This window comes from Nesterenkonia sp. HG001 (assembly GCF_034438835.1).
GTDB lineage: Bacteria > Actinomycetota > Actinomycetes > Actinomycetales > Micrococcaceae > Nesterenkonia > Nesterenkonia xinjiangensis.
In genome coordinates this window covers 500,027-521,644 of the sequence record NZ_JAOSZD010000001.1, presented here as the reverse complement: position 1 = coordinate 521,644, position 21,618 = coordinate 500,027, and the positions used below count along the sequence as shown (strand labels likewise).

At 69.8% G+C, this 21,618-nt stretch carries 18 protein-coding genes and 1 riboswitch; of the genes, 6 read left to right on the top strand and 12 right to left on the bottom strand.

Annotated features, from left to right (window positions below; translation table 11 throughout):
* The first annotated feature begins 55 nt into the window (after positions 1–55).
* Positions 56–2,179: a phenylacetic acid degradation bifunctional protein PaaZ gene (gene paaZ, locus ODE13_RS02290; protein ID WP_322477810.1), complete on the top strand. Its 2,124-nt coding sequence runs from the start codon at positions 56–58 to the stop codon at positions 2,177–2,179.
* A gap of 103 nt (positions 2,180–2,282) precedes the next feature.
* Positions 2,283–4,127 carry an OmpA family protein gene (locus ODE13_RS02285; RefSeq protein WP_322477809.1) on the top strand — a complete coding sequence of 615 codons (1,845 nt, stop codon included), beginning with the start codon at positions 2,283–2,285 and terminating at the stop codon, positions 4,125–4,127.
* A gap of 10 nt (positions 4,128–4,137) precedes the next feature.
* Here the strand turns inward: ODE13_RS02285 and ODE13_RS02280 are convergent, their stop codons facing one another.
* The 11 genes from ODE13_RS02280 to ODE13_RS02230 all read right to left on the bottom strand — a co-directional run bounded on the left by ODE13_RS02280 (position 4,138) and on the right by ODE13_RS02230 (position 13,554).
* Complete coding sequence (locus tag ODE13_RS02280; protein ID WP_322477808.1) at positions 4,138–4,908, bottom strand: enoyl-CoA hydratase/isomerase family protein; 771 nt, start codon at positions 4,906–4,908, stop codon at positions 4,138–4,140.
* A 67-nt stretch (positions 4,909–4,975) separates the two neighbouring features.
* Complete coding sequence (gene paaE, locus ODE13_RS02275; protein WP_322477807.1) at positions 4,976–6,133, bottom strand: 1,2-phenylacetyl-CoA epoxidase subunit PaaE; 1,158 nt, start codon at positions 6,131–6,133, stop codon at positions 4,976–4,978.
* The gene (gene paaD, locus ODE13_RS02270) at positions 6,133–6,666 is read right to left on the bottom strand and encodes a 1,2-phenylacetyl-CoA epoxidase subunit PaaD (RefSeq protein WP_179543165.1); all 534 of its coding nucleotides are present in this window, start codon (positions 6,664–6,666) and stop codon (positions 6,133–6,135) included. The genes paaE and paaD overlap by 1 nt, the downstream gene beginning before the upstream one ends.
* 101 nt (positions 6,667–6,767) lie before the next feature.
* The gene (paaC, locus tag ODE13_RS02265) at positions 6,768–7,595 is read right to left on the bottom strand and encodes a 1,2-phenylacetyl-CoA epoxidase subunit PaaC (protein WP_322477806.1); all 828 of its coding nucleotides are present in this window, start codon (positions 7,593–7,595) and stop codon (positions 6,768–6,770) included.
* Positions 7,592–7,897, bottom strand: a complete 306-nt coding sequence (paaB, locus tag ODE13_RS02260; protein ID WP_179542130.1) for a 1,2-phenylacetyl-CoA epoxidase subunit PaaB — start codon at positions 7,895–7,897, stop codon at positions 7,592–7,594. Before paaB ends, paaC begins: the two co-directional genes overlap by 4 nt.
* A gap of 76 nt (positions 7,898–7,973) precedes the next feature.
* Positions 7,974–9,005 carry a 1,2-phenylacetyl-CoA epoxidase subunit PaaA gene (gene paaA / locus ODE13_RS02255; RefSeq protein WP_322477805.1) on the bottom strand — a complete coding sequence of 344 codons (1,032 nt, stop codon included), beginning with the start codon at positions 9,003–9,005 and terminating at the stop codon, positions 7,974–7,976.
* Between the two features lie 220 nt (positions 9,006–9,225).
* Positions 9,226–9,849, bottom strand: coding sequence for a TetR/AcrR family transcriptional regulator (locus ODE13_RS02250; protein ID WP_378937287.1), 624 nt, complete (start codon positions 9,847–9,849; stop codon positions 9,226–9,228).
* Between the two features lie 17 nt (positions 9,850–9,866).
* Positions 9,867–11,195, bottom strand: coding sequence for a phenylacetate--CoA ligase family protein (locus ODE13_RS02245; protein WP_322477804.1), 1,329 nt, complete (start codon positions 11,193–11,195; stop codon positions 9,867–9,869).
* A 3-nt stretch (positions 11,196–11,198) separates the two neighbouring features.
* Positions 11,199–11,657 (bottom strand): hydroxyphenylacetyl-CoA thioesterase PaaI, encoded by a 459-nt coding sequence (paaI, locus tag ODE13_RS02240; protein WP_322477803.1) that lies wholly within the window; start codon positions 11,655–11,657, stop codon positions 11,199–11,201.
* A 95-nt stretch (positions 11,658–11,752) separates the two neighbouring features.
* The gene (locus tag ODE13_RS02235; RefSeq protein ID WP_322477802.1) at positions 11,753–12,754 is read right to left on the bottom strand and encodes an NAD-dependent epimerase/dehydratase family protein; all 1,002 of its coding nucleotides are present in this window, start codon (positions 12,752–12,754) and stop codon (positions 11,753–11,755) included.
* Positions 12,755–12,804: 50 nt separating this feature from the next.
* Positions 12,805–13,554, bottom strand: a complete 750-nt coding sequence (locus tag ODE13_RS02230) for a M50 family metallopeptidase (protein ID WP_322477801.1) — start codon at positions 13,552–13,554, stop codon at positions 12,805–12,807.
* A 249-nt stretch (positions 13,555–13,803) separates the two neighbouring features.
* Between ODE13_RS02230 and ODE13_RS02225 the strand changes: the two genes are divergently transcribed.
* From ODE13_RS02225 to metX, 4 genes are all read left to right on the top strand, one after another.
* Positions 13,804–14,985, top strand: coding sequence for an acetyl-CoA C-acetyltransferase (locus ODE13_RS02225; RefSeq protein WP_322477800.1), 1,182 nt, complete (start codon positions 13,804–13,806; stop codon positions 14,983–14,985).
* Positions 14,986–15,155: 170 nt separating this feature from the next.
* The gene (locus ODE13_RS02220) at positions 15,156–17,567 is read left to right on the top strand and encodes a right-handed parallel beta-helix repeat-containing protein (protein ID WP_322477799.1); all 2,412 of its coding nucleotides are present in this window, start codon (positions 15,156–15,158) and stop codon (positions 17,565–17,567) included.
* 204 nt (positions 17,568–17,771) lie between these two features.
* Positions 17,772–17,888, top strand: a riboswitch (SAM riboswitch).
* A 139-nt stretch (positions 17,889–18,027) separates the two neighbouring features.
* A complete protein-coding gene (locus tag ODE13_RS02215) occupies positions 18,028–19,416 on the top strand; it encodes an O-acetylhomoserine aminocarboxypropyltransferase/cysteine synthase family protein (RefSeq protein WP_322477798.1) in 1,389 nt (462 codons plus the stop codon).
* 89 nt (positions 19,417–19,505) lie between these two features.
* Entirely contained in the window at positions 19,506–20,621 is a 1,116-nt protein-coding gene (gene metX, locus ODE13_RS02210; RefSeq protein ID WP_322477797.1) for a homoserine O-acetyltransferase MetX, read from the top strand.
* Positions 20,622–20,646: 25 nt separating this feature from the next.
* Here metX and ODE13_RS02205 read toward each other — a convergent pair whose 3' ends face one another.
* Positions 20,647–21,540: an SGNH/GDSL hydrolase family protein gene (locus ODE13_RS02205; RefSeq protein ID WP_416210513.1), complete on the bottom strand. Its 894-nt coding sequence runs from the start codon at positions 21,538–21,540 to the stop codon at positions 20,647–20,649.
* Positions 21,541–21,618: the final 78 nt, after the last annotated feature.

Below are 21,618 nucleotides of genomic sequence, written 5' to 3'. Positions count from 1 at the left end.
GGATGACAGTGATTACCGACCGTTCGGTCAGTTTCACTGCTGTCGAGAGGACGTCATGACTGCCACTGCCACATCCGCCGAGGCCGGCTCGGCCGTCACCGACCTGCTGCCTAGCTACATCCGTGACGCCTGGTGGACCCCGGCGAACCCGGAGAAGATCGCCGAGGTCCGGGACGCCTCCACCGGCGAGCCCATCTGTCGGATCTCGACCGACGGCCTGGACACCCGCGCCGCCGTCGCGCACGCACGCAGCGCCGGCCAGGTCAGCCTGGGGGAGATGACCATCCACCAGCGCGCCCTGCGGCTGAAGCACATCGCGGCCTACCTGGATGAGCATAAGCAGGAGCTCTACGACCTCTCCGACCGCACCGGATCTACTCGCCGGGACCACCTGATCGACGTCGACGGCGGCATCGGGACCCTGCGCGTGTTCTCCTCCAAGGGGCGCAAGGAGCTGCCCAACGCCAATGTCATCGTCGACGGCGACGTGGAGCAGCTCTCCCGCGACGGGTCCTTCCTCGGTGTGCACATCTACACCCGGCTGACCGGGGTGGCCGTGCAGATCAACGCCTTCAACTTCCCGGTCTGGGGCATGCTGGAGAAGCTCGGTCCGAGCTTCATCGCTGGGGTGCCGACCATCGTCAAGCCTGCCAGCCAGACTGCCTACGTCACCCAGGCCTGCGTGCGCCTGATGCTGGAGTCCGGGCTCATGCCCGAAGGAGCGATCCAGCTGATCTCCGGCTCCGCCCGAGACCTGCTCGACCACCTGGACCATCGTGACCACGTGGCCTTCACCGGCTCGGCCGGCACCGCCCAGACGTTGCGCTCCCACCCGAAGGTGCAGAATGAGGGTGTACGGTTCACCGCCGAGACCGACTCGCTGAACGCGGCCATCCTCGGCCCTGACGCCGGGCCGGGGACACCCGAGTTCGAGGCCTTCATCAAGTCGGTGACTCTGGAGATGACCGCCAAGGCCGGGCAGAAATGCACCGCGGTGCGCCGGACGATCGTGCCCAGCGAGCATGTCGACACGGTCATCGAGGCCCTGCGCTCCCGCATCGAGTCTCGGGTGGTCCTCGGTGACCCGCGGGACGGGGCCACCACAGTGGGTGCGCTGGCCTCCAAGGATCAGCAGGCCGAGGTGAGCCGGGCCGTGCAGACCCTGCTCAGCGCCGGAGGGACGCTGTGCCTGGGCGGGCCTGAGGGTGACCTCGGCGCCGCCGACGCGCAGGTTGGGGCGTTCTTCCCGCCCACGGTCCTGTCCTTCGCGGACCCCCGCACTCCGGAGGTCCACTCCGTGGAGGCCTTCGGCCCGGTCACCTCCGTGCTGGGCTATGCCGACGTCGACGACGCCGTCGAGCTCGCCGCCCTGGGCGGCGGCTCGCTGGTGGCCACGGTCTGCACCCATGACCCGCACACCGCGGCGGCCTTCGCGCGCGGCATCGGCTCCCACCACGGGCGTGTGCTGTTTCTGGACCGCGACGACGCCAAGACCTCCACTGGTCACGGCTCCCCGCTTCCGCACCTCGTCCACGGCGGACCCGGACGTGCCGGCGGCGGGGAGGAGTTGGGCGGCGTGCGCGCGGTGAAGCACTACATGCAGCGCACCGCCGTGCAGGGATCGCCCGATCTGCTCACCGGTGTCACCGGAGTGTGGCACCGTGGGGCGCAGGCGAACACGGCCACCCCGGAGACCGTGGCCTCCGGCGAGGCCGTCCACCCGTTCCGGAAGTCGCTGGCGGAGCTGCGGATCGGGGACCAGTTCGCCTCGGGGCTGCGAAAGGTCCGCCTGGAGGACATCTTGGCCTTCGCCGAGTCCACCGGGGACACCTTCTACGCCCACACGAACGAGGGCGCCGCCATGGCCAACCCGTTCTTCCCGCGCCGGGTCGCCCACGGCTACCTGCTGGTCTCCTGGGCCGCCGGGCTGTTCGTGGAGCCCGAACCAGGGCCCGTGCTGGCCAACACCGGCCTGGAGAACCTGTCCTTCCAGACCCCGGTCACCTATGACGACTCTATCCGCGTGACGCTGACCGCCAAGCAGATCACCCCGCGCGAGACCGACGACTACGGCGAGGTCCGCTGGGACACCGTGCTGCACAACCAGCACGATGAGGTCGTGGCCACCTATGACGTCCTGACGCGAGTGGCGAAGGAGAAGCTGCCTGAGTGGGTCTGAGGCGCCGGCTCGCTGAGCCGCCGTCGTGCTGTGGCCGTTGACACCACTGAGGTGATTTGCGATAGTGAAAGTCAGATGGTCAGCTCCGGTGGAAGGCGGACACATGTCCTCGACGCGCAGGCTCCAGCAACCGCTCGCTCTGGCGGCGTTGACGGCGTTCCTCGCCGCCGGCTGCGTGCCGCTCGGGGAGGCCGTCGATCCCCCGGATGTTGAGGCGACCTCCGGCCAGGCGCAGGACGAGGGTCCGGAGGGCGGCGACGGGGTCGAGACCGTCGACGACGGGTCTGGGGAGTCCGGAGCAAGGGGCGCCCAGGGCGATGCCGAGGCTGAGGACCACGAGGAGGACGCGGAGGACTCGGAGGAGGATCCCGGCTCTGATGCGGGCGATCACCCGCCCGTGGTCGCCGAGGCGAGCATCTGGGACCACACCGCGGCCGAGCTGGTCGACGTGCAGGTCAGCGTGTACCCGCTGGTCCGGGACTCCCATGACGGCGAGGACTACCTGGCCGCGCGGATCGACTTCGAGCTGGCGGACGGTTCGGGGCGTTTCGACCTCGAGGCGGCGCTGACCTCACCGGACACCGACCCCACCGAGATCCGACTGGTCGACACCGAGGCGCTGGAGGTGCAGGCCCCGCTGATGGTCTCCGACGGCGAGCTCTCGCTGCTGCCGGTGCAGTTGGAGTACGACATCGTCTTCCCCGGGGACGTGGCCACCTGGACGGGCTTGTATGAGGATCTCGGGGCGGAGTCCAGCGCGGTGCTGGTGCCGTACTTCGGCCTGCTGGAGGACGTGGAGGTCCTCGAGCCCGAGGACCTCGACGCGGAGGTCTTGGAGTCGTACCTGCTCGTCGAGGATCTGGGGTTCGATCCGGTCAGGGTGCTGCCCCGCACCTACCCGGCGGACGTCTACCGGGAGCGCGACGGCGGCGACGTCTCCATCCGCGACGATGACGGCCAGGCGACTCTCACCATGGCCTCCGACGTGCTCTTCGACGTGGACGAGCATGACCTCGACGATGACGCCGACGTCGCGCTGCAGGCCGCTGCGGAGGAGCTCGAGCGGCTGGATGGGGGTGAGCTGTTCATCGTCGGGCACACTGATGACGTCCTGGACGAGGACCACAACCAGGCGCTCTCCGAGCGGCGCGCGGAGTCCGTGCATGACCGGCTTGACGAACTCACGGACCTCTCAGCCTTCGAGATCACGGTCGAGGGGCGGAACTTCCAGGAGCCGGTGGCGGACAACGAGACTGAGGAGGGGCGGGCGCAGAACCGGCGGGTGGAGCTGCTCTTCGAGCTGCCTGAGTTGGAGGACCTCACCGATCTGCAGCAGATTGGTGAGCCGGCGGATCCGGAAGGGCCGGTGGGGACCGCCGGTGAGGTCTTGGAGGTCACCGCTGAGGACGGCCGGGCCGCGGAGGTCGCCGTCGAGGAGGTGTATCGGGTGGACAACCTGCTGGTCGGCAGGCTCTCCGTGGAGATCACCCAGAATGCGGAGGGCCACGACACCTCCGGGCAGCTGGCCTGGCCGTTCAGCTTCGGAGACGACAGCCTCCGAGAGGAGCGCGAGTCCCTCGGCGAGGGCGGACAGGTGGATGCGGTCACCCTGCTGATCGGTGACAGTCGGGTGTTCCCGCTGGAGATGAGCGGACGTGGGTGGATCACCGGCGTCGATGATGACGGCGAGTTCCTCCAGGTGGACCTGCCCTGGTACAGCCCGCTCGCCGACCGCTATGTCGGTGGGGGTCAGGATGCGGTCGAGGGCACGCGCGGGGTGGTCACCGTGCTGTGGCCGCTGGTCTCCTCCGAAGAGGTCACCATCGACGTGCCGGTGGAGACCGAATATGAGGACCGTGAGGGCTTCGACCCGTGGAGGTTCGAGGACGTCCCGGTGGTGGACGGTCTCCAGCGATCGGAAGCCGACGCCGACAAGGACGAGGACTGAGCCCGGGCCGTCACTCGCCGCGGAAGGTGGGCTTGCGCTTCTGCTGGAAGGCGGCGAAGCCCTCGGCGTAGTCGGCGGAGCCGCAGAGCCGCCCCTGGGCGCGGTTCTCCTCGTCCAGAGACTCCCACAGGCCGATGCGCTCGTCTCGGATCCGGGACACCAGAGTCTTGGATTCGCGGAAGGCCAGGGTGGCCCCCGACGCCGCCCGCCGCGCCTTGTCGCGGCTGAAGCCCACCAGCTCCTCGGCGGGCACGGCGCGGGAGAACAGCCCGGCGGCCACCGCCTCGGCACCTGACATCAGGTCTCCGGTGTAGACCAGGTCCAGCGTGCGGTGGGCGCCCAGCCGCTCGGTGAACAGGGCGTGCCCGCCGGAGTCCAGGGTGGCGCCCAGTGCGGCGAAGGGAGAGCCGATCTTCGCGGTCTCGGCCACGTAGACGACGTCGGTGGCGATCGCCAGACCCAGCCCCACTCCGAGGCAGGCTCCCTGCACGGCGGCGAAGGTCGGTGCCGGGAAGTCGGCCATCCGGCGCAGCACCGGGGTGACCCTGTCCTGCAGGTAGCCCAGGGCGTCGTCCGTGGCGGGCTCCACCGCGGAGATGTCCCGGCCCGCGCAGAAGCCCTTGCCCTCGCCGCGCAGCAGCACCGCCCGCGCACCGGCGTCCTCAGCCTGGCGGTAGGCGTCGTCGAGGGCGGTCAGCGCCTCCTGGTCCAGGGAGTTGAGCTTCTTGGGCGCGTCCAGGACGATCTCGGCCAGGCCGTCGTCGATGGCGATGCTGATCACGGGCAGCTCCTCGCTGTGGGGCGGGTCTGGATGTGCGGGTCTGAATGTGCGGGTCGGGCCGGGCAGGTCAGGCGTCGTAGTCGACGACGAGCTTCTCCGCGGTGGGACGGGTCTGGCAGGTGAGCACATAGCCGGCCTCGACCTCGTCGACCTCCAGGGCGTAGTTCTCCTCCATGTCGAACTCGCCGCGGACCACCTTCGCGCGGCAGGTGCCGCACACCCCGCCCGCACAGGCGAAGGGCACGTCGGAGCGCGAGCGCAGGGCGGCGTTGAGCACGGTCTCCCCGGAGCCCTTCGGCGAGGTGACCTGCCCGGTGAGCCCGTCGAGGGTGAACTCGATCTCCACGGTCTCGCCGTCGGCGTCGGCCTCCACCTTCCGCCCCTGATGCCCCTCCGGGCGGTCCGGCCGGCCGGTGGAGAACAGCTCGAAGCGGACCTTCTCCTCGGGCACGCCGCGGGCGGCCAGCGAGTCGCGCACCAGCTGGACCAGTTCGAAGGGCCCGCAGAGGAACCACTCGTCGGTCTCCGGCACCCGCAGCACCTTGTCGAGCAGGTCGCTGAGCTTCTCGACGTCGATCCGCCCGGTCAGCAGCGGATTGATGCGCTGCTCGCGGCTGAGCACGTGGTGGATCGCCAGCCGGGCCGGGTAACGGTCCTTCAGGTCTCCCAGCTCCTCGGAGAACATCACGTCCCCGGCAGAGCGGTTGGCGTAGACCAGGTCGAAGGTGGAACTCTCGGAGGCGGCCAGCACCGAGCGGGCGATCGCCATGATCGGCGTGATACCGGAGCCTGCGGCGAAGGCCACCAGGTGCACGTCCGGGCGTTCCGCCACGGCCTCGGCGGCCAGCTCCTCCGGCCGGTTCATCGAGGTGATCGCGGTCTTGGAGACGAAGGTGCCGGTGGGGTTCATCACCTGCAGGGTGTCCCCGGGCGCCAGGTTCTCGTTGGCCCAGCTGGAGAAGGCGCCGCCGAGGTCTCGCTTGATCGCGATCCGGATCTCCCCGGCAGTGGGCTCCTGGCACAGGGAGTAGGAACGCCGGATCTTCTCGCCGTCGATCTCCGCCCGCAGCGCCACGTACTGGCCGGGCGCGTAGTCGAAGTCCTCCTGCAGCTCCTCAGGCACGGCGAAGGAGACCTCCACCGAGTCGGGTGTGAGTCGCCGCACCTCAGAGACGGTCAGCGTGGAGAACTTCGCGCGACGGCGCTTGGTCGTCTTGATCTGCATCAGTGCACCTTGAAGTGGTCGAAGGGCTCCAGACACTCGCGGCACTGGTAGAGCGCCTTGCAGGCGGTGGAGCTGAAGCGGGTCATCTCGCGGGTGTTCGGGGAGTCGCACTGCGGGCACTTCACGCTCAGCCCTACCGCGATCGGGCCGACGGCGGCGCGTCCGGTGGGCGGGGCGATGCCGTACTCGCGCAGCTTGGCCCTGCCCTCCTCGGTCATCCAGTCCGTGGTCCACGCCGGCTGCAGCACGGTGTCCACCCGCACCTGCTCGTGCCCGGCGGCGCGCAGCGCCTCGCGGACATCGCTGGTGATGGTGTCCATGGCCGGGCAGCCGGAGTAGGTGGGGGTGATGACGACGACGGCGGTGCCGTCCTCCTCCAGGCGGGCGTCGCGCAGGATGCCCAGATCCTGGATCGAGAGCACCGGGATCTCGGGGTCGTGGACAGTGGCGGCGATCTCCCGGACGCTGCGCTCGCCGTGGTGTGTCGGCGCAGCGGGCGCGGCAGCGTCATGGTCCGGGTGGCCGGCCATCATGGTCTCGGCGACGATGCGCGAGGCGCGACCGACGTCATGTGCCTCAGGGGTGACGCTCATGGCTTTCTCCTCCCGGTCAGTGGCGTGCAGCATGGCAGTGCTCACCACGTCGCTCCGGGGTGCTGGCGGGCCAGCACCTGCATCTCGGTGAGGATGTAGCCGCGCTGCTCGGAGAAGCGGCCGCTGCGGTCTGAGCCGTAGGCCCCGGAGATGTCCGGCACGGTCAGTCCAGCCTGCTCGATGATCTCCTGCAGCAGGCTCAGCGTCTCCTCGCGCAGGGACGAGGGCAACACGGCGACGTCGCCCAGCCCGGTGAGGGGGTCCACGTCGATGAAGAGCTCTTCCACGTAGGACCACAGGGAGTCCAGGCCGGCCTGCATGCGGTGGGCGGACTCCGCGGTGCCGAGTCCGAGCCTCAGGGTCCACTGGGCGGCATGGTCCTGGTGGTATCGGACCTCTTTCAGGGCCTTGTCCGCGATCGCGGCCAGGGTGGGGTCGGTGGAGTGCACCAGGCGCCGGTAGAGCTGAAGCTGGTAGGCGCTGAAGATCAGCTGCCGGGCGATGGTCTGCCCGAAGTCGCCGTTCTCCTGCTCCACGAGGCGGCAGGAGCGGAACTCCTCCTCGTCCCGGAAGTAGGCCAGGTCATCCTCCGTCTTCCCCCAGGCGGTGCCCGCGTAGCTGAGCAGGAAGCGGGCGTGCCCCAGCAGGTCGAGGGCGATGTTCGCCAGGGCGACGTCCTCCTCCAGCTCCGGGGCGCGGGAGATCCAGGCGCTGAGCCGCTGGGCGAGGATCAGTGCGTCGTCGCCGAGGATGAGCGCATAGCGTGCGGTGGCCTCATCGGCCACGGCGTCTGAGGCGGCGATCTCCTCAGCGGTGATCGCCTCGCCCTGAGACTGGCGGGTTGCGGAGTCGTGGGAAGCGAAGCTCACAGGTGTTTCACTCCCTCGGACTGCGTGTAGTAGGTGGCGTGGCGGTAGCTCTTGCCCTGCGGAGACTCGAAGAATCCGCCCTTGGAGTCAGGGTCGGAGGCCATGATCGCTGCCGCCGGGACCACCCACACCGAGGTGCCCTCGTTGCGCCGGGTGTAGAGGTCGCGGGCATTGCGCAGCGCCATCGTGGCGTCGGGGGCGTGCAGGGATCCCGCGTGGACGTGGGAGAGTCCGCGGGAGGAGCGGATGAACACCTCCCAGAGCGGCCAGCTGCTGGAGTCTGCGGCGTCGATGGAGGTCATGGCCTCGCCTTTCCTGAAGTGGTCTCGGGCCCTGGGCGGAGGAAGGTCTCCGCGGGAGGAGGGCTGGTGGGAGGTGTCAGGCGCCGAGGAGGGCGGACTGATCCTGCTGCCCCCGGCGCGCGTAGGCGGTGGCCGCCTCGCGCACCCAGGCGCCGTCGTCGCGTGCGTTCCGGTAGTGCTCGAGCCGCTGACGGCTCAGCGGGCCGTTGCCCTTGAGCACGGAGAAGAACTCGTCCCAGTCGAGATCGCCGAAGTCGTAGTGGCCGCGCTCCTCGTTCCACGTCAGGTGCGGGTCGGGGAGGGTGAGTCCCAGGGCCTCGGCCTGCGGCACGATCATGTCCACGAAGCGCTGGCGCAGCTCGTCATTGGAGAAGCGCTTGATGTTCCAGGCCATGGACTGGTTCGAGTGGGGGGAGTCGGAGTCGGGCGGGCCGAACATCTGCAGCGCCGGGCCGTAGAAGCGGTCCACGGCCTCCTGGGCCATGCGGTGCTGTGCGTCGGTCCCGTGGGAGAGGGAGTAGAGGATCTCCCACCCCTGGCGCTGGTGGAACGACTCCTCCTTGCAGACGCGGACCATGGCTCGGCCATAGGGCCCGTAGGAGGCGCGGCACAGCGGCACCTGGTTGGTGATCGCGGCGCCGTCGACGAGCCAGCCGATGGCGCCGACGTCGGCCCAGGTGCGGGCCGGGTAGTTGAAGATCGAGGAGTACTTGGCCCGGCCGGTGTAGAGCTGGTCGAGCATCTCGTCGCGGGAGGTGCCCAGGGTCTCGGCGGCGGAATACAGGTAGAGCCCGTGGCCGGCCTCGTCCTGGACCTTGGCCATCAGGATCGCCTTGCGCTTCAGGCTGGGCGCGCGGGTGATCCAGTTGCCCTCCGGCTGCATGCCGATGATCTCCGAGTGCGCGTGCTGGGAGACCTGGCGGACCAGGGTCTTCCGGTACGGCTCGGGCATCCAGTCCCGGGGTTCGACGCGGGAGTCGGCGGCGATGAGCTCTTCGAAGCGGGCCTGGCCGACCTGTGCGGCCTCCTCGGCGGCGGCCGCGTCAGAGTCGTCCGCCAGGCGGAGCTGAGCTCCGTCGGACTGCTGGGAGGTGTGGTGCGCCGTCATGGGTCCTCGATTCCGTCGCAATAATTACCGACCGTTCGTTCAGTATAGCAGGACGGGTGTGATGGTCAACACAGAATTCGGGACTGCGTGGGTGAGGGACGGGTTCGGCAGCGGGTCCGGCAGGGCTTCCGACGTCGAAAGGTCGATTCGAAGCGATCTTCGGGGCGTTTCGAGCCTCGGATCCCTTCGAATCGACCTTTCGATGCAGCGGGTGACGGTGTCAGGGGCGCTGGGTGCGCAGGCCGTCCAGCAGCAGGCGCATCACCGTGTCAGCCAGGGCGTCATCAGGCTGGCCTCCCTGAGGCCGGTACCAGTCCACGATGGAGTTGACCATGCCCATCGCCAGGCGGGAGGCGGTGCGGGCGTCCACGTCCTCACGCAGATCGCCGTCTCGCTGGGCCTCACGGATGAGCTCTGCGATGCGCAGCGTGATCTCACGCCGCCGCTGCAGTGCCTTGACCTCCAGCTCCGAGTTGCCTCGCAGCCGCAGCAGCAGGGTCACGTACGGCAGGGAGCCGGTGAGCACCTTCACCGACTCGCGGATGATGGTCTCCAGCTCCTGGACGGCCGGCGCGCCGGGTGCCGCAGCGTCGCTGACCACCCGCTCGAGCTCCGCCAGCGACCGGTTCAGCGCGATGTCCAGGATCTCCTCCTTGGAGGAGACATGGTGGTAGATCGCTGACTTGGAGATCCCCAGCTCCCGGGAGAGCGCGCCCATCGACGTGGCGTCATAGCCATGGCGGTTGAAGGTCTCCACGCAGACGGTGAGGAGCCCCTCGCGGTCGTAGCCGGGCCGCCCGCGGCGCGAGGCTCCGGAGGAGGTCGGAGGCGAGGTCATGGTCATCAGACTATCCGCCCGGCCTAGCGCGGACGCTCGTCGTAGATGCGGCGCAGCTTGCCCGAGGAGCGGGCCAGTGAGCCCGGTTCCTCGACAGAGACCCGGCAGCTGGAGCCGACGCGGACCTTGATCCGGCGGGCCAGCTCCTGGCCCGCCGACTCGGCCTGTGCGCCGTCGCACTCCGGGCGGCGTTCGATGTGCACGGTCATCTCGTCCATCGTGCCCGGGCGGGTGAGTCGCAGCTGGAAGTGCGGCGAGAGCTCGTCGATCTCCAGCGCGATCTCCTCGATCTGGGAGGGGAACAGGTTCACACCGCGCAGGATGATCATGTCGTCGGAACGACCGGTGATGCGGCCCATCCTTCGGTGGCCGGGACGGTCGGTGCCCGGCTCGAGGCGGGTCAGGTCATGGGTGCGGTACCGGATGATCGGCAGCGCTTCCTTGGTGAGCGTGGTGAACACCAGCTCTCCGTCCTGCCCGGTGGGCAGCGGCTCTGCGGTGAACGGGTCGATGATCTCCGGGCGGAAGTGGTCCTCCCAGATCGTCGATCCGTCCTGCATCTCCCAGGACTCGCCGGCTACGCCCGGCCCCATCACCTCGGAGAGCCCGTAGATGTCGCACGCCTTGATCGCGAAGGTCTCCTCGATCTCGTGGCGCATCTGCTGGGTCCAGGGCTCGGCGCCCAGGACCCCGATCTCCAACGATGTCTCCCGGGGGTCGATGCCGGCATCGCGGAAGGCGTCCGCGAGGGCCAGCAGGTAGGTGGGTGTGCACAGGATGACCCGGGGGCGGAAGTCCTGGATGAGCTGCACCTGCCGCTCGGACTGCCCGCCGGACATCGGGATCACCGTGCCGCCGAGCTTCTCGATGCCGTAATGGGCGCCCAGGCCACCGGTGAAGAGCCCGTAGCCGTAGGCGTTGTGCACCATGTCGCCGGGGCGGACCCCGGAGAACCTCAGACAGCGGGCCAGCAGGGTGGCCCAGGTGTCGATGTCCCGCTCGGTGTAGCCCACCACGGTGGGTCGCCCTGTGGTGCCCGAGGAGGCGTGGATCCGGCGGACCTGGTCCATGGGTACGGCGAAGGCCTCGAACGGGTAGGCGCGGCGGAGGAACTCCTTGTCGGTGAAGGGGAATCGGGCGAGGTCCTCGAGCGTCTTCAGATGCTCGGGCTTCACGCCGTGGGAGTCGTAGAGCTCTCGGTAGGCGGGCACGTTCTCGTAGGCGTGATGCAGGGTCTGCTGCAGACGGGTCAGCTGGAGCGCCTCGATCTCGGCGCGGCTCATCAGTTCCTCGGGATCAGGCAGGCTCGCGTCGCGGGAGGGCCTGATGGTCTCATCGGAGAGGGCGCTCATGGCTCACTTCTTCTCGGGGGAGGCGATGGTGCGGGAGCGGCCGCGGAAGACGGCGATGGTCTCGTCTGCGCGGGTGATGGTGACGTCGTAGATCCCGCTGCGTCCCGAGCGCGAGATCTCGACGGCCTCGGCGACGAGCTCGTCGCCCAGCCATGCCGTCTTCAGGAAGTTGATGTCGGCCCCTGAGGCCACGGTGACGGTGGCATCATCGCCCTCGGGATGGTTGCAGGCCATGGCGAAGCAGGTGTCGGCCAGGGTGAAGAGCATCCCCCCATGGACGATGTCGAACCCGTTGGTCATCTCGCGGCGCACGGTCATGCGCAGGCGGGCATGGCCGGGGTCGGCCTGGAGCACCTCGGCGCCCAACCAGCGCGTGCAGCGATCCGTCTCCAGCATCCGGTGCCGGGGGCCGTCGGCGGGCATGAGCACGCCTTCGTCGGTGAGCTGGGTGGACTCGGTCATCGGCACTCCTTGACTATTTCCAGACCGATTGGTCGGTAAGTCAACTCAAGCACCGCGCGGATGTGATGTCAAGCACATCGGGTGAGGTCGGCCCGTCATTCCGCCTCGGCGGTCTCCGCCACGAGGTCGGCGTAGCCGGAACGGAAGTCCCGGTGCTCCAGGTGGCCCAGGAAACGGCGAAGGCGCGTCCCGTCGACGGCCTTCCCATGCGCCCGGGTGGATCTCCACAGCAGGTCCTCCCGGCCGACGGCGAGCAGCTCCTCCAGGGACCCGTCGGCGGGCACCAGCTGCGGCCAGGGGCGGGGGAGCCCCAGCTGATCGGCCAGCCAGTCGTGCACCATCCCCACCGGCACCGGGAGCTCGTCGACGCCGAGGAGCACCGAGGGACAGTGCTGTGCGGTCACCATGGCCGCGGCCGCGGCCGCGGCATCCTCGACATGGATCCGGTTGGAGATCCGCCACGGGTCGACGTCGGGCGTGGCGCCGCGCTGCTGCGCGCCGGCCCCCTGTGCGCCCGTGCCCAGCCGGCCGCCCAGTACCTGGTCCAGGAGTCGCCGTCGGCCCGGCCCGTAGATGCCGGAGAGGCGCAGCACGGTGGCCTCCACCGCGTCGTCGGAGCGCAGCAGCTGCTCGGTCTCGGCGAGGACCTCGCCGGTGGCGGTGTGCGGATGCAGGGCCGTGGACTCGTCCACCAATCCGCTCTCCCCACCGTGGACCGCGGTCGAGGAGATCAGCACCAGGCGCACCGGCTTCCCGGTCCTGCCGCCGAGCCGATCAGCCCGCTCGAGCAGCGCCCGCAGGCCGTCTCGGTAGACCGCCCGGTACCGAGCCGCGGTCCGCCCCCCGGCGGTCGGGCAGAACACGACGGCGGTGGTGTCCTCGGGCAGTTCGGGGAGCTGGGCCGGGTGGGTCAGGTCCGCCGACACGCCGGTGAAGTCCTCGGGCAGGGTCGAGGGGTCACGCTTCCAGCCGTCGACGGCGCGGCCTGCGTTCCGCAGGCGGCGCCCGATCCGCGTGCCGAGGTCACCCGCGCCGACGATCACGGTCCGCTCCGAGTCCGGGCCGGGCAAGGGGGAGGATGCAGTCCGCTCTGTCATGGGTGAGAGACTACCCGCCGGTCGGCCGGCAGCCCCAGGGCCGGCGGGCTTCACCCCCACGGCCACGGGACGCCCTCGAGCAGCTGCCAGGCCGCCGCGGCCAGGGCCGCCGCGCACACCAGCCAGAAGAGCCCCACCCACACGGCGGCCGGAATCCCGGTGAGCCAAGCCAGCTGGTCGGCGTCGCTGTCGGAACCGCGCGTCCGACGGCGCTGTCGCTGCAGCTCCACCACCGCTCGCGGGGCGGACAGCAGCAGGGCCCAGACCACCAGCTGAGCGGCAGCGGAGAGCATCGGGCCGGAGGCCCACCAGGACAGCGCGCCGACCGCTCCGCCGAGGGCGAGGACCACCCAGAGCCCGTAGAGGTTGCGCACCAGCAGCAGCATCAGGGCGCTGATCAGGACCAGGGCCCACAGCACTGCGGCGGCGTGTCCGGCCCCGAGCAGCAGGGCCCCGACAAGGCCTGCCAGGGCGGGGGCCGGGTACCCCGCCAGCAGAGTGGCGATCATGCCCGGACCGTCGGGCCGGCCTCGTGAGACGGTCAGCCCAGAGGTGTCGGCGTGCAGTCGCACTCCCTGCAGACGTCGCCCCACCAGGGCTGCGACGACGGCATGACCCGCCTCGTGCACCAGGGTCACCAGGTGCCGCACCAGTCGATGTCCGGGAGGACTCCACGTGACCACCAGCACCACGAGGGCCAGGATCAGGCTGAGCTGCCAGCCCAGCGGCTCCTGCTCGCTGATCACCCGGCCCCAGAGCTGTGTGGGCCATCTCATCGCCGGCGAGGGAAGGTCGATCATGTCGGACAGTGTGCCGCCTGCGTCTGAACTCCTGCTGGAAGCGGCGGGCCTCCGCCTGAGGCCCGTGGCCCCGGGCTGGCCCAGGAGAGGGCGCCTGCCTCGGGTGGAGCCGTCGCCGTCTGACGTGACAGGGGTCACCGCGATACGCTGAGCTGAGCCCAGGCGGGACGACGGCGTCCTCGGCGGCGCGGCCGCGGCGTCGTCCGATTCCTCGGGCCCATCGTGAACATCGTGCTGCAGAGGAGAGTCATGTCTGGAACTGTCATCGTCGCTGGTGCCCGAACTCCCATGGGGCGGCTGCTGGGCGGACTGTCGTCCCTCTCGGCCGCGGAGCTGGGAGCCGTGGCCCTGAGGGGTGCGCTCGAGCGGGCCGGGGTGTCCGCCGACGCGGTCGACTATGTGGTGATGGGGCAGGTCATCCAGGCCGGCGCCGGGCAGAATCCGGCTCGCACCGCAGCGCTCGGGGCCGGCGTCCCGGCCTCGGTGCCGTCCATCACGATCAACAAGGTCTGTCTCTCCGGGCTCAACGCCGTGGCCACCGCAGACCAGCTGATCCGCGCCGGCGAGTGTGAGATCGTCCTCGCCGGCGGCATGGAGTCGATGTCCAACGCCCCGCACCTGCTGCCCAATTCGCGGACCGGCACCAAGTACGGGGACACGGCCCTGGTGGACTCCATGGCCTATGACGCGCTCTATGACCAGGCGACCTCCCAGGCCATGGGGGCGCTCACGGAGTCCTGCAACACCGGCGAGTCTGAGGTCTCCCGGCAGGAGCAGGACCGGGTGGCCGCCGGCTCCCACCAGCGCGCCGCCGCCGCGCAGGAGAAGGGCCTCTTCGCCGAGGAGATCGTCCCGGTGGAGGTGCCGCAGCGCCGCGGCGAGCCGGTCGTCGTCGACGCGGACGAGGGGATTCGTCCAGAGACCACCGCCGAGTCTCTGGGACGGCTTCGCCCGGCCTTCGCGAAGGACGGCAGCATCACCGCCGGCACAGCCTCCCAGATCTCCGACGGTGCCGCCGCCCTGGTCGTCATGTCCAAGGAGAAGGCCCAGGAGCTCGGACTGGACTGGATCGCCGAGATCGGCGCCCATGGCATGGTGGCCGGACCGGACTCCTCGCTGCAGCTGCAGCCCGCCCACGCGATCGCGGCCGCCTGCGCCAAGGAGGGCATCGACCCCGCCTCGCTGGACCTGGTGGAGATCAACGAGGCCTTCGCCGCCGTCGGGGTGGCCTCGGCCCGGAAGCTCGGCTTGGAGGAGGACCGGCTCAACGTCAACGGCGGTGCGATCGCTCTGGGGCACCCGGTCGGCATGTCCGGGGCGCGACTGGCGCTTCATCTGGCACTGGAGCTCGGGCGCCGCGGCGGGGGAGTCGGGGCCGCAGGCCTCTGCGGTGGCGGCGGTCAGGGCGATGCCCTGATCCTGCGCGTCTGAGCGGGTCGGATTCCCCTGCGGGGGCGGGTGAGTGCTGGTCAGTCCGCTGCGGGCCGCATCACGTCATGCTGAGTGGGCAATGCACCAGGTCTCGAATCCGCTTCACTGTGACAGGCATCACGCCTAGGTTGGACGGGAAACCGCTGTCCAGCTCCTGAGGGGGAGACGAGATGCCACCGTCCACCACGTCCATCGAAGATCCGCACCACCGCCGAACACTCACGACGCCCGCTGTCCGCGGGACCACCGTCGCGGGTGCCCTGGCCCTGGTGGTGACGCTGCTGGCGCCGTCGTCGGCCTGGGCCGACACTCCCGCAGACGACCCTGCCGAGTCAGGGGGACAGGCCGCCGAGGAGCTCGAGTGGCAGGAGATCACCTTCGGGCAGTCCACCGACCTGGACTTCTCCTCCAACGTGCTGCCGGAGAAGGTCGGCGTCAACCACGCCGTCCCGGACGAGCCGGGCACCATCGACGGCGAGGTCTTCATGGAGAGCCGGGGCGGCAAGCTCGCCCCCGGCCATGACGGACTGACCTTCTACCACGTCACCCTCGACCCGAACGAGCACAACTTCGTGCTCGAGGCCGAGGTCACGGTCCATCAGCTCGGCCCCGAGACCGGCGCGAGCCCCAACGGGCAGGAGGGTGCAGGCCTGATGGTCCGCGACCTCAACGGCGGTCCTCGTCAGAACCCCATGCTGGAGGGTTTCGAAGAGGTTCCGGCCGCCTCGAACTACGCCTCCTCCACAGTGCTGCGCCAGGGACCGGTCGGCATGACCCGCACCGGGGTGACCGAGCCGTGGGGGACTGTCGGATCCGAGCGTCGCGCCACGAACCTCGGCGGGCACGGCCTGACGATCGACGAGCCGGTGACCATGCGGCTGGAGCGCACCGACGACTCGTTCGTGATGTCCACGACCTCCACGCATCTGGACGAGCCGGAGACCCATACCCACCAGCTCGACGGGGCGGACTGGGTCCAGGACATCGAGCCCGACCTGATGACCGTCGGGTTCTTCGCCTCACGGAACGTGGCGGTGACCTTCTCCGGGGCCTCACTGACCCTCAGCGACGCCGACACCCAGCCCCGTCCGGAGCAGCCTGAGCCGGTCACCCCGGTCTCCTTCGACCTGCGCGCTCCTGAGCACTCCGGCTCCACCAGCTACCCCTTCGCCGCCTCGGCCGGCCATCCGGGCACCGTGGACGTCGCCGTCGACGGGGAGACGGTGATCTCCGGGGAACCCATCACCGCCGAGGAGGAGCTCACCGCGCAGCTTGACCTCCCGGAGGGCACCAGCACGGTCAGCTCGACCTATCACCCTGCGGAGGGCCCCGACCTGACTCCGATCACCCGCAGCGTCGAGGTCACCGTCCGGGAGTTCCACGACGCCCCGCTGATGGTCTCGCCCGACGGCACGCCGGACGGGGAGGGGACGGAGCAGAGCCCTCTGGACGTGCACACGGCGGTCCAGCACGTGCTGCCCGGTCAGACGGTGGAGCTGCTGGAGGGCGAATACCAGCCCGAGAGCACCATCTCGCTCAGCCCGGCCTACTCCGGCACCGTGGAGGAGCCCAAGACCCTCACCGCCGCCGAGGGTGCACAGGTCATCGTGGACGGCCGCTCCGCGCTGCAGCAGATCATCCGGCTCGACGCCGACCACTGGGTCGTCTCCGACCTGGAGCTCACCCGCTCGGCCGGCAACGGGCTGCGCTCCTCGGGATCGCACAACGTCGTCGACTCGATGGTCTTCAGCCACAACGGCAACTCCGGCTTCCAGCTCTCCGGCGGCGGAGCCCCGGAGGACTGGCCCGCCGAGAACCTCATCGTGGACTCCGAGGCCCATGACAACCGGGACCCGGCTGACATCAACGCGGACGGCTTCGCGGCCAAGCTCGGGGTCGGCCCGGGCAATGTGTTCCGCGGCAACGTGGCCCACCACAACATCGACGACGGCTGGGACCTCTACAACCGCACGAACGAGGGCCCCAACTTCCCCATCACGATGGAGGGCAACATCGCCCACCACAACGGGCAGCTCTCCGACGGGTACAACGCCGGCTCCGGCATCGGCACCGGATTCAAGGTGGGCGGCGAGGGGCTTCCCGTGGACCATGTGCTCACCGGAAACCTGGCGTACGCGAACAACCTCGACGGCTTCTCCGACAACTTCAACCCTGGCCGGCTGACGCTGACCAACAACACCGCGGTGGACAACGTGCGGTACAACTACATCTTCCGCACCAACCCGTACTTCGAGCCGGAGGACCAGGGGATCTTCCGCAGCAACCTCTCAGTGCACTCCGGGGGCGACGGCCGGGCGGATCAGATCGCCGGAGACGTCGACTCCAGCAACGTCCTCTTCGACGGAAGCCGTTCACAGGCCGAAGGTGGCAAACGGCTGGTCCTGCCGCGGGATCTGGTCTCCATCGACCCGCCCGGGGAGTACGAGCGGGACGAGGACGGTTCGCTGATCTGGGGTGACTTCGCGAAGCCGACCTTCCGTTCCATCCTGGTCGACGGCGGCGACGACGGCGGCCCCATCGGCGCGGTGGAGCCCGCGCCGCATCCGGGAGGGCAGGGCTGACGCCGCCCCTCCGCTGAGCGGAGTAGCTGAGCGCGACCTGTCCCCGTCGTGTGCGTCCGTCCCCGTGCAGTTCCACGGGGACGGACGCACACGACGGGGACAGAGTGCTGCGGCGAACCGGGGTGCGGGGGTGATCCGCGCCGACGGTGACATGCGAGGACACAGACTTGCCGGATCGTGGGGATCAGGGCACACTATGGGGCAGGTCAAGAGTGCCAGCGTCAAACCCCGGTTTGCTGGCCGGCAACCCTCCAGTTCGCGGTGGGGTGCCCCGGGTGACGACCAGGCCCTGCCGCCCATGCGGTGGGGCAAGCGCGGGCCATCACACATCACAGTGCGGCCCACCACCATGTCCTTCGCGACAGGGCCGCCACGCGGTGCGGTCTCTCGGGCCATCACGCCCGGAGTCTCTCCGATGCCGGTCCTGGCCACGCGACCGCATTGAACGGAGACACGTCCCATGACGACCACAGAGACACCCAAGACTCCTCGTTTCGAGACTCAGCAGATCCACGCCGGGGCATTCCCGGACCCGGTGACCGGCGCCCGGGCGCTGCCGATCCAGCAGACCACCTCCTTCGTCTTCCCGAGCACCGAGGCCGCGGCCAAGCGGTTCGGCCTCGAGGAGCTCGGGCCGATCTACTCGCGGCTGACCAACCCCACCCTCGAGGCGGTGGAGAACAAGATCGCCGCACTCGAGGGTGGTGTCGGTGCGCTGCTGGTCTCCTCCGGTCAGGCGGCCGCCACCCTGGCGCTGCTGAACATCGTCGAGACAGGTGGGCACATCGTCGCCTCTCCCTCCCTGTACGGCGGCACCCAGAACCTGTTCAAGCACACCCTGCCCAAGCTCGGGGTGGAGGTCACCTTCGTGGAGGACCCGGATGACACCGAGTCCTGGAGGGCCGCGATCCGGGAGAACACCGGGGCCTTCTTCGGTGAGGTCGTGGCGAACCCCCGCGGAGACGTCCTCGACCTCGAGGCCGTCGCGGCGGTGGCCCACGAGCATGGTGCCCCGCTGGTCGTGGACAACACGCTGACCAGCCCCTATCTCATCCGCCCGATCGAGCACGGAGCCGACGTCGTCATCCACTCGGCCACCAAGTTCCTCGGCGGGCACGGCACCGCGATCGCCGGGGTGATCGTCGACTCCGGCGGCTTCGACTACACCCGGTACCCGGACAGGTTCCCCGGCTTCAACACCCCGGACGAGAGCTACCACGGCCTCGTCTACGGCCGGGACCTCGGTGCCGACGGCGTCTTCGGCGTCAACCTGTCCTACATCCTCAAGGCACGGGTGCAGCTGCTCCGTGACCTCGGCCCCTCCCTCTCGCCGCACAACGCCTTCGAGATCAACCTGGGCCTGGAGACCCTGAGCCTGCGCGTGGAGCGTCACGTGCAGAACGCTCAGCGGGTGGCTGAGTACCTGGAGGCGCACCCTGCGGTCAAGCGGGTCAGCTACCCGGGCCTGGCCTCGAGCCCCTGGTTCGAACAGGCGCAGCGGTACCTGCCCAAGGGAGTGGGCTCCGTGCTGGCCTTCGAAGTCGACGGGGGCGCCCCGGCCGGCCAGGCCGTGGCCGACGCCCTGGAGCTGCATTCTCTGGTGGCCAACGTCGGGGATGTCCGTTCCCTGGTGATCCACCCTGCCTCGACGACCCACCGCCAGCTGACCGAGGACGAGCAGCGTGCGGCCGGCGTCGTGCCTGGTCTGGTGCGTCTCTCGGTGGGGCTGGAGCACATCGAGGACATCCTCGCCGACCTCGAGCAGGCCCTGGCCAAGGCCGTCCCGGCCGGTGCCGACGGTCCGGAGAGTGAGAAAACGCCGGCCTCCGAGCCTGCTCCGGTGGGCTGAGGCTAACCTGAGAGACCACTGCGTCTCATCCACACCCGTCTGACCGTCATCGCCCAGCAGACCCGGACCGACACAGGAGTTCCCGCCCCATGACCGCCCAGGTGCTCACCGCGACACCGCGTCCCGCCGGTGCGCTCGCCATCGTCGACGTCGGCGAGCACACCTTCGAGACCGGAGGCACCCTGCCGCAGGTGCAGCTGGCCTACGAGACCTGGGGGACGCTCAACGAGGCACGGGACAACGCGATCCTGGTCGCGCACGCCCTCACCGGTGACACCCACGTCGCCGCAACCGACGCCGACCCGGCGCCGGGCTGGTGGGAGGGTCTGCTGGGGCCGGGGCGACCCATCGACACCACACAGTGGTTCGTGGTCGCCCCGGCGATGGTCGGCGGATGCTACGGGTCCACCGGGCCGGCCTCGCCGGATCCGGAGGGCCGCCCCTGGGGCTCGCGCTTCCCCTTCACCACCATCCGGGACTCCGTCGAGCTGGAGGCCCGGCTGGCCGATCACCTCGGGATCGCACAGTTCCGCACGGTCATCGGTGGATCCATGGGCGGGGCACGTGCTTTGGAGTGGGCGGCCACCTTCCCGGACCGGGTGCGGGGTGTGGCGGTCTACGCCTGCGGCGCCGCGTCCACCGCCGAGCAGATAGCCTTCGGCCAGGCGCAGATCAAGGCCATCGAGAACGACCCGCACTTCGCCGGCGGAGACTACTACGGCGGTCCGGCTCCTGAGGAAGGGCTCGGGCTGGCGCGGCGCATCGCCCACATCACCTACCGCACCGAGTATGAGCTCGGGGTCCGGTTTCAGCGGGAGCCGCAGGGCGAGGAGAATCCCTTCGCCTGGGCCGCCCGTCGGCGAGGCCGCTATCAGGTGGAGTCCTACCTGGACCACCAGGCCCGCAAGCTCGTGGGCCGCTTCGACCCCAACGCCTACATCGTCCTCACCGAGGCGCTGATGAGCCACGACGTCGGCCGCGGTCGCGGCGGCGTCGCCGCGGCGCTCTCCCAGGTCACCGCCACGCCGTTCATCGCCGCCGTGGAGTCGGACCGGCTGTACCTGCCTGAGCAGTCCCGTGAGCTGGCGCAGCTGCTGCCCGGAGAGCCCGAGGTGCACATGATCGCCTCACCGATCGGTCACGACGGATTCCTCACCAGCCCGGAGCAGCTGGCCGCAGAGATGCGGGAGACGCTGGGTCTGTGATCCTTCGCGCCTGAACCGAGGCGTGTCACTCCTCGGCGCCCGAGGTCCCCGGCGGCATCGACCCGCCGAACAGCGGCTCGAAGGTGGGGCGCTTGGCGGTCACCCCGTCGCCGGAGGAGCGACCGCGCAGCCGCCGCACGACCCACGGGAACAGGTGGTGACGGGCCCAGACGACGTCGTCGCCCCGGGCCTCCCGCCAGCTGCGCTCGGGCACCGGGCGCGGAGCCAGCGGCTCCAGGTCATGGGCGACGTTGAGGGTGTCCAGCACCATCGTGGCGATCGTGTGATGCCCCAGCGGGGAGAAGTGCAGCCGGTCCTCGTCCCACATGGCCGGATGCGCCAGCTCGCGCAGCGCCCACATGTCGGCCACCAGCGCATCATGCCGGGCGGCGACGGTGCGCACGTTCTCGTTGTAGATGGCGACCTTGCCACGGATGGAGCCCACCACCGGGGTCTCGCGCACGTCGGGGCCGTTGAACAGCACCACGGTGGCGCCGGTGGTGGAGAGGATCTGGACCATGGTGTCCAGGGTCCGGGCAGTCACGTCCGGGTCGCCCCCTGGCCGGATGACGTCGTTGCCGCCGGCACAGAGTGTGATGAGGTCGGGCTTCAGCTCCAGGGCCGGGGCGATCTGAGAGTCGCGGATCTGTGCGATCAGCTTTCCACGCACCGCCAAGTTGGCGTAGGCGAAATGCGTGCCGCCTGCTGAGGCGACCGCACCGGCGGCCAGCTCCTCGGCCACTCGATCGGCCCAGCCGCGGTGGTAGCCGGGGCGGGATTCGTCGGGGTCACCGATGCCCTCGGTGAAGGAATCGCCCAGGGCGACGTAACGGGTCCAGGGGTGAGTGGGGCTACCCGGCATCTCGCCGTGCGCCTCAGGGGTTTCGAGCTGCTCGTCTGATGGGTCCACGTACCTCATTGTCGCTGAACTCGTCGGTCACTTCCATCAGCCGTGAGACGGACGCCCACAGCTGGTCCCGCGGCACAGTCTCATTGG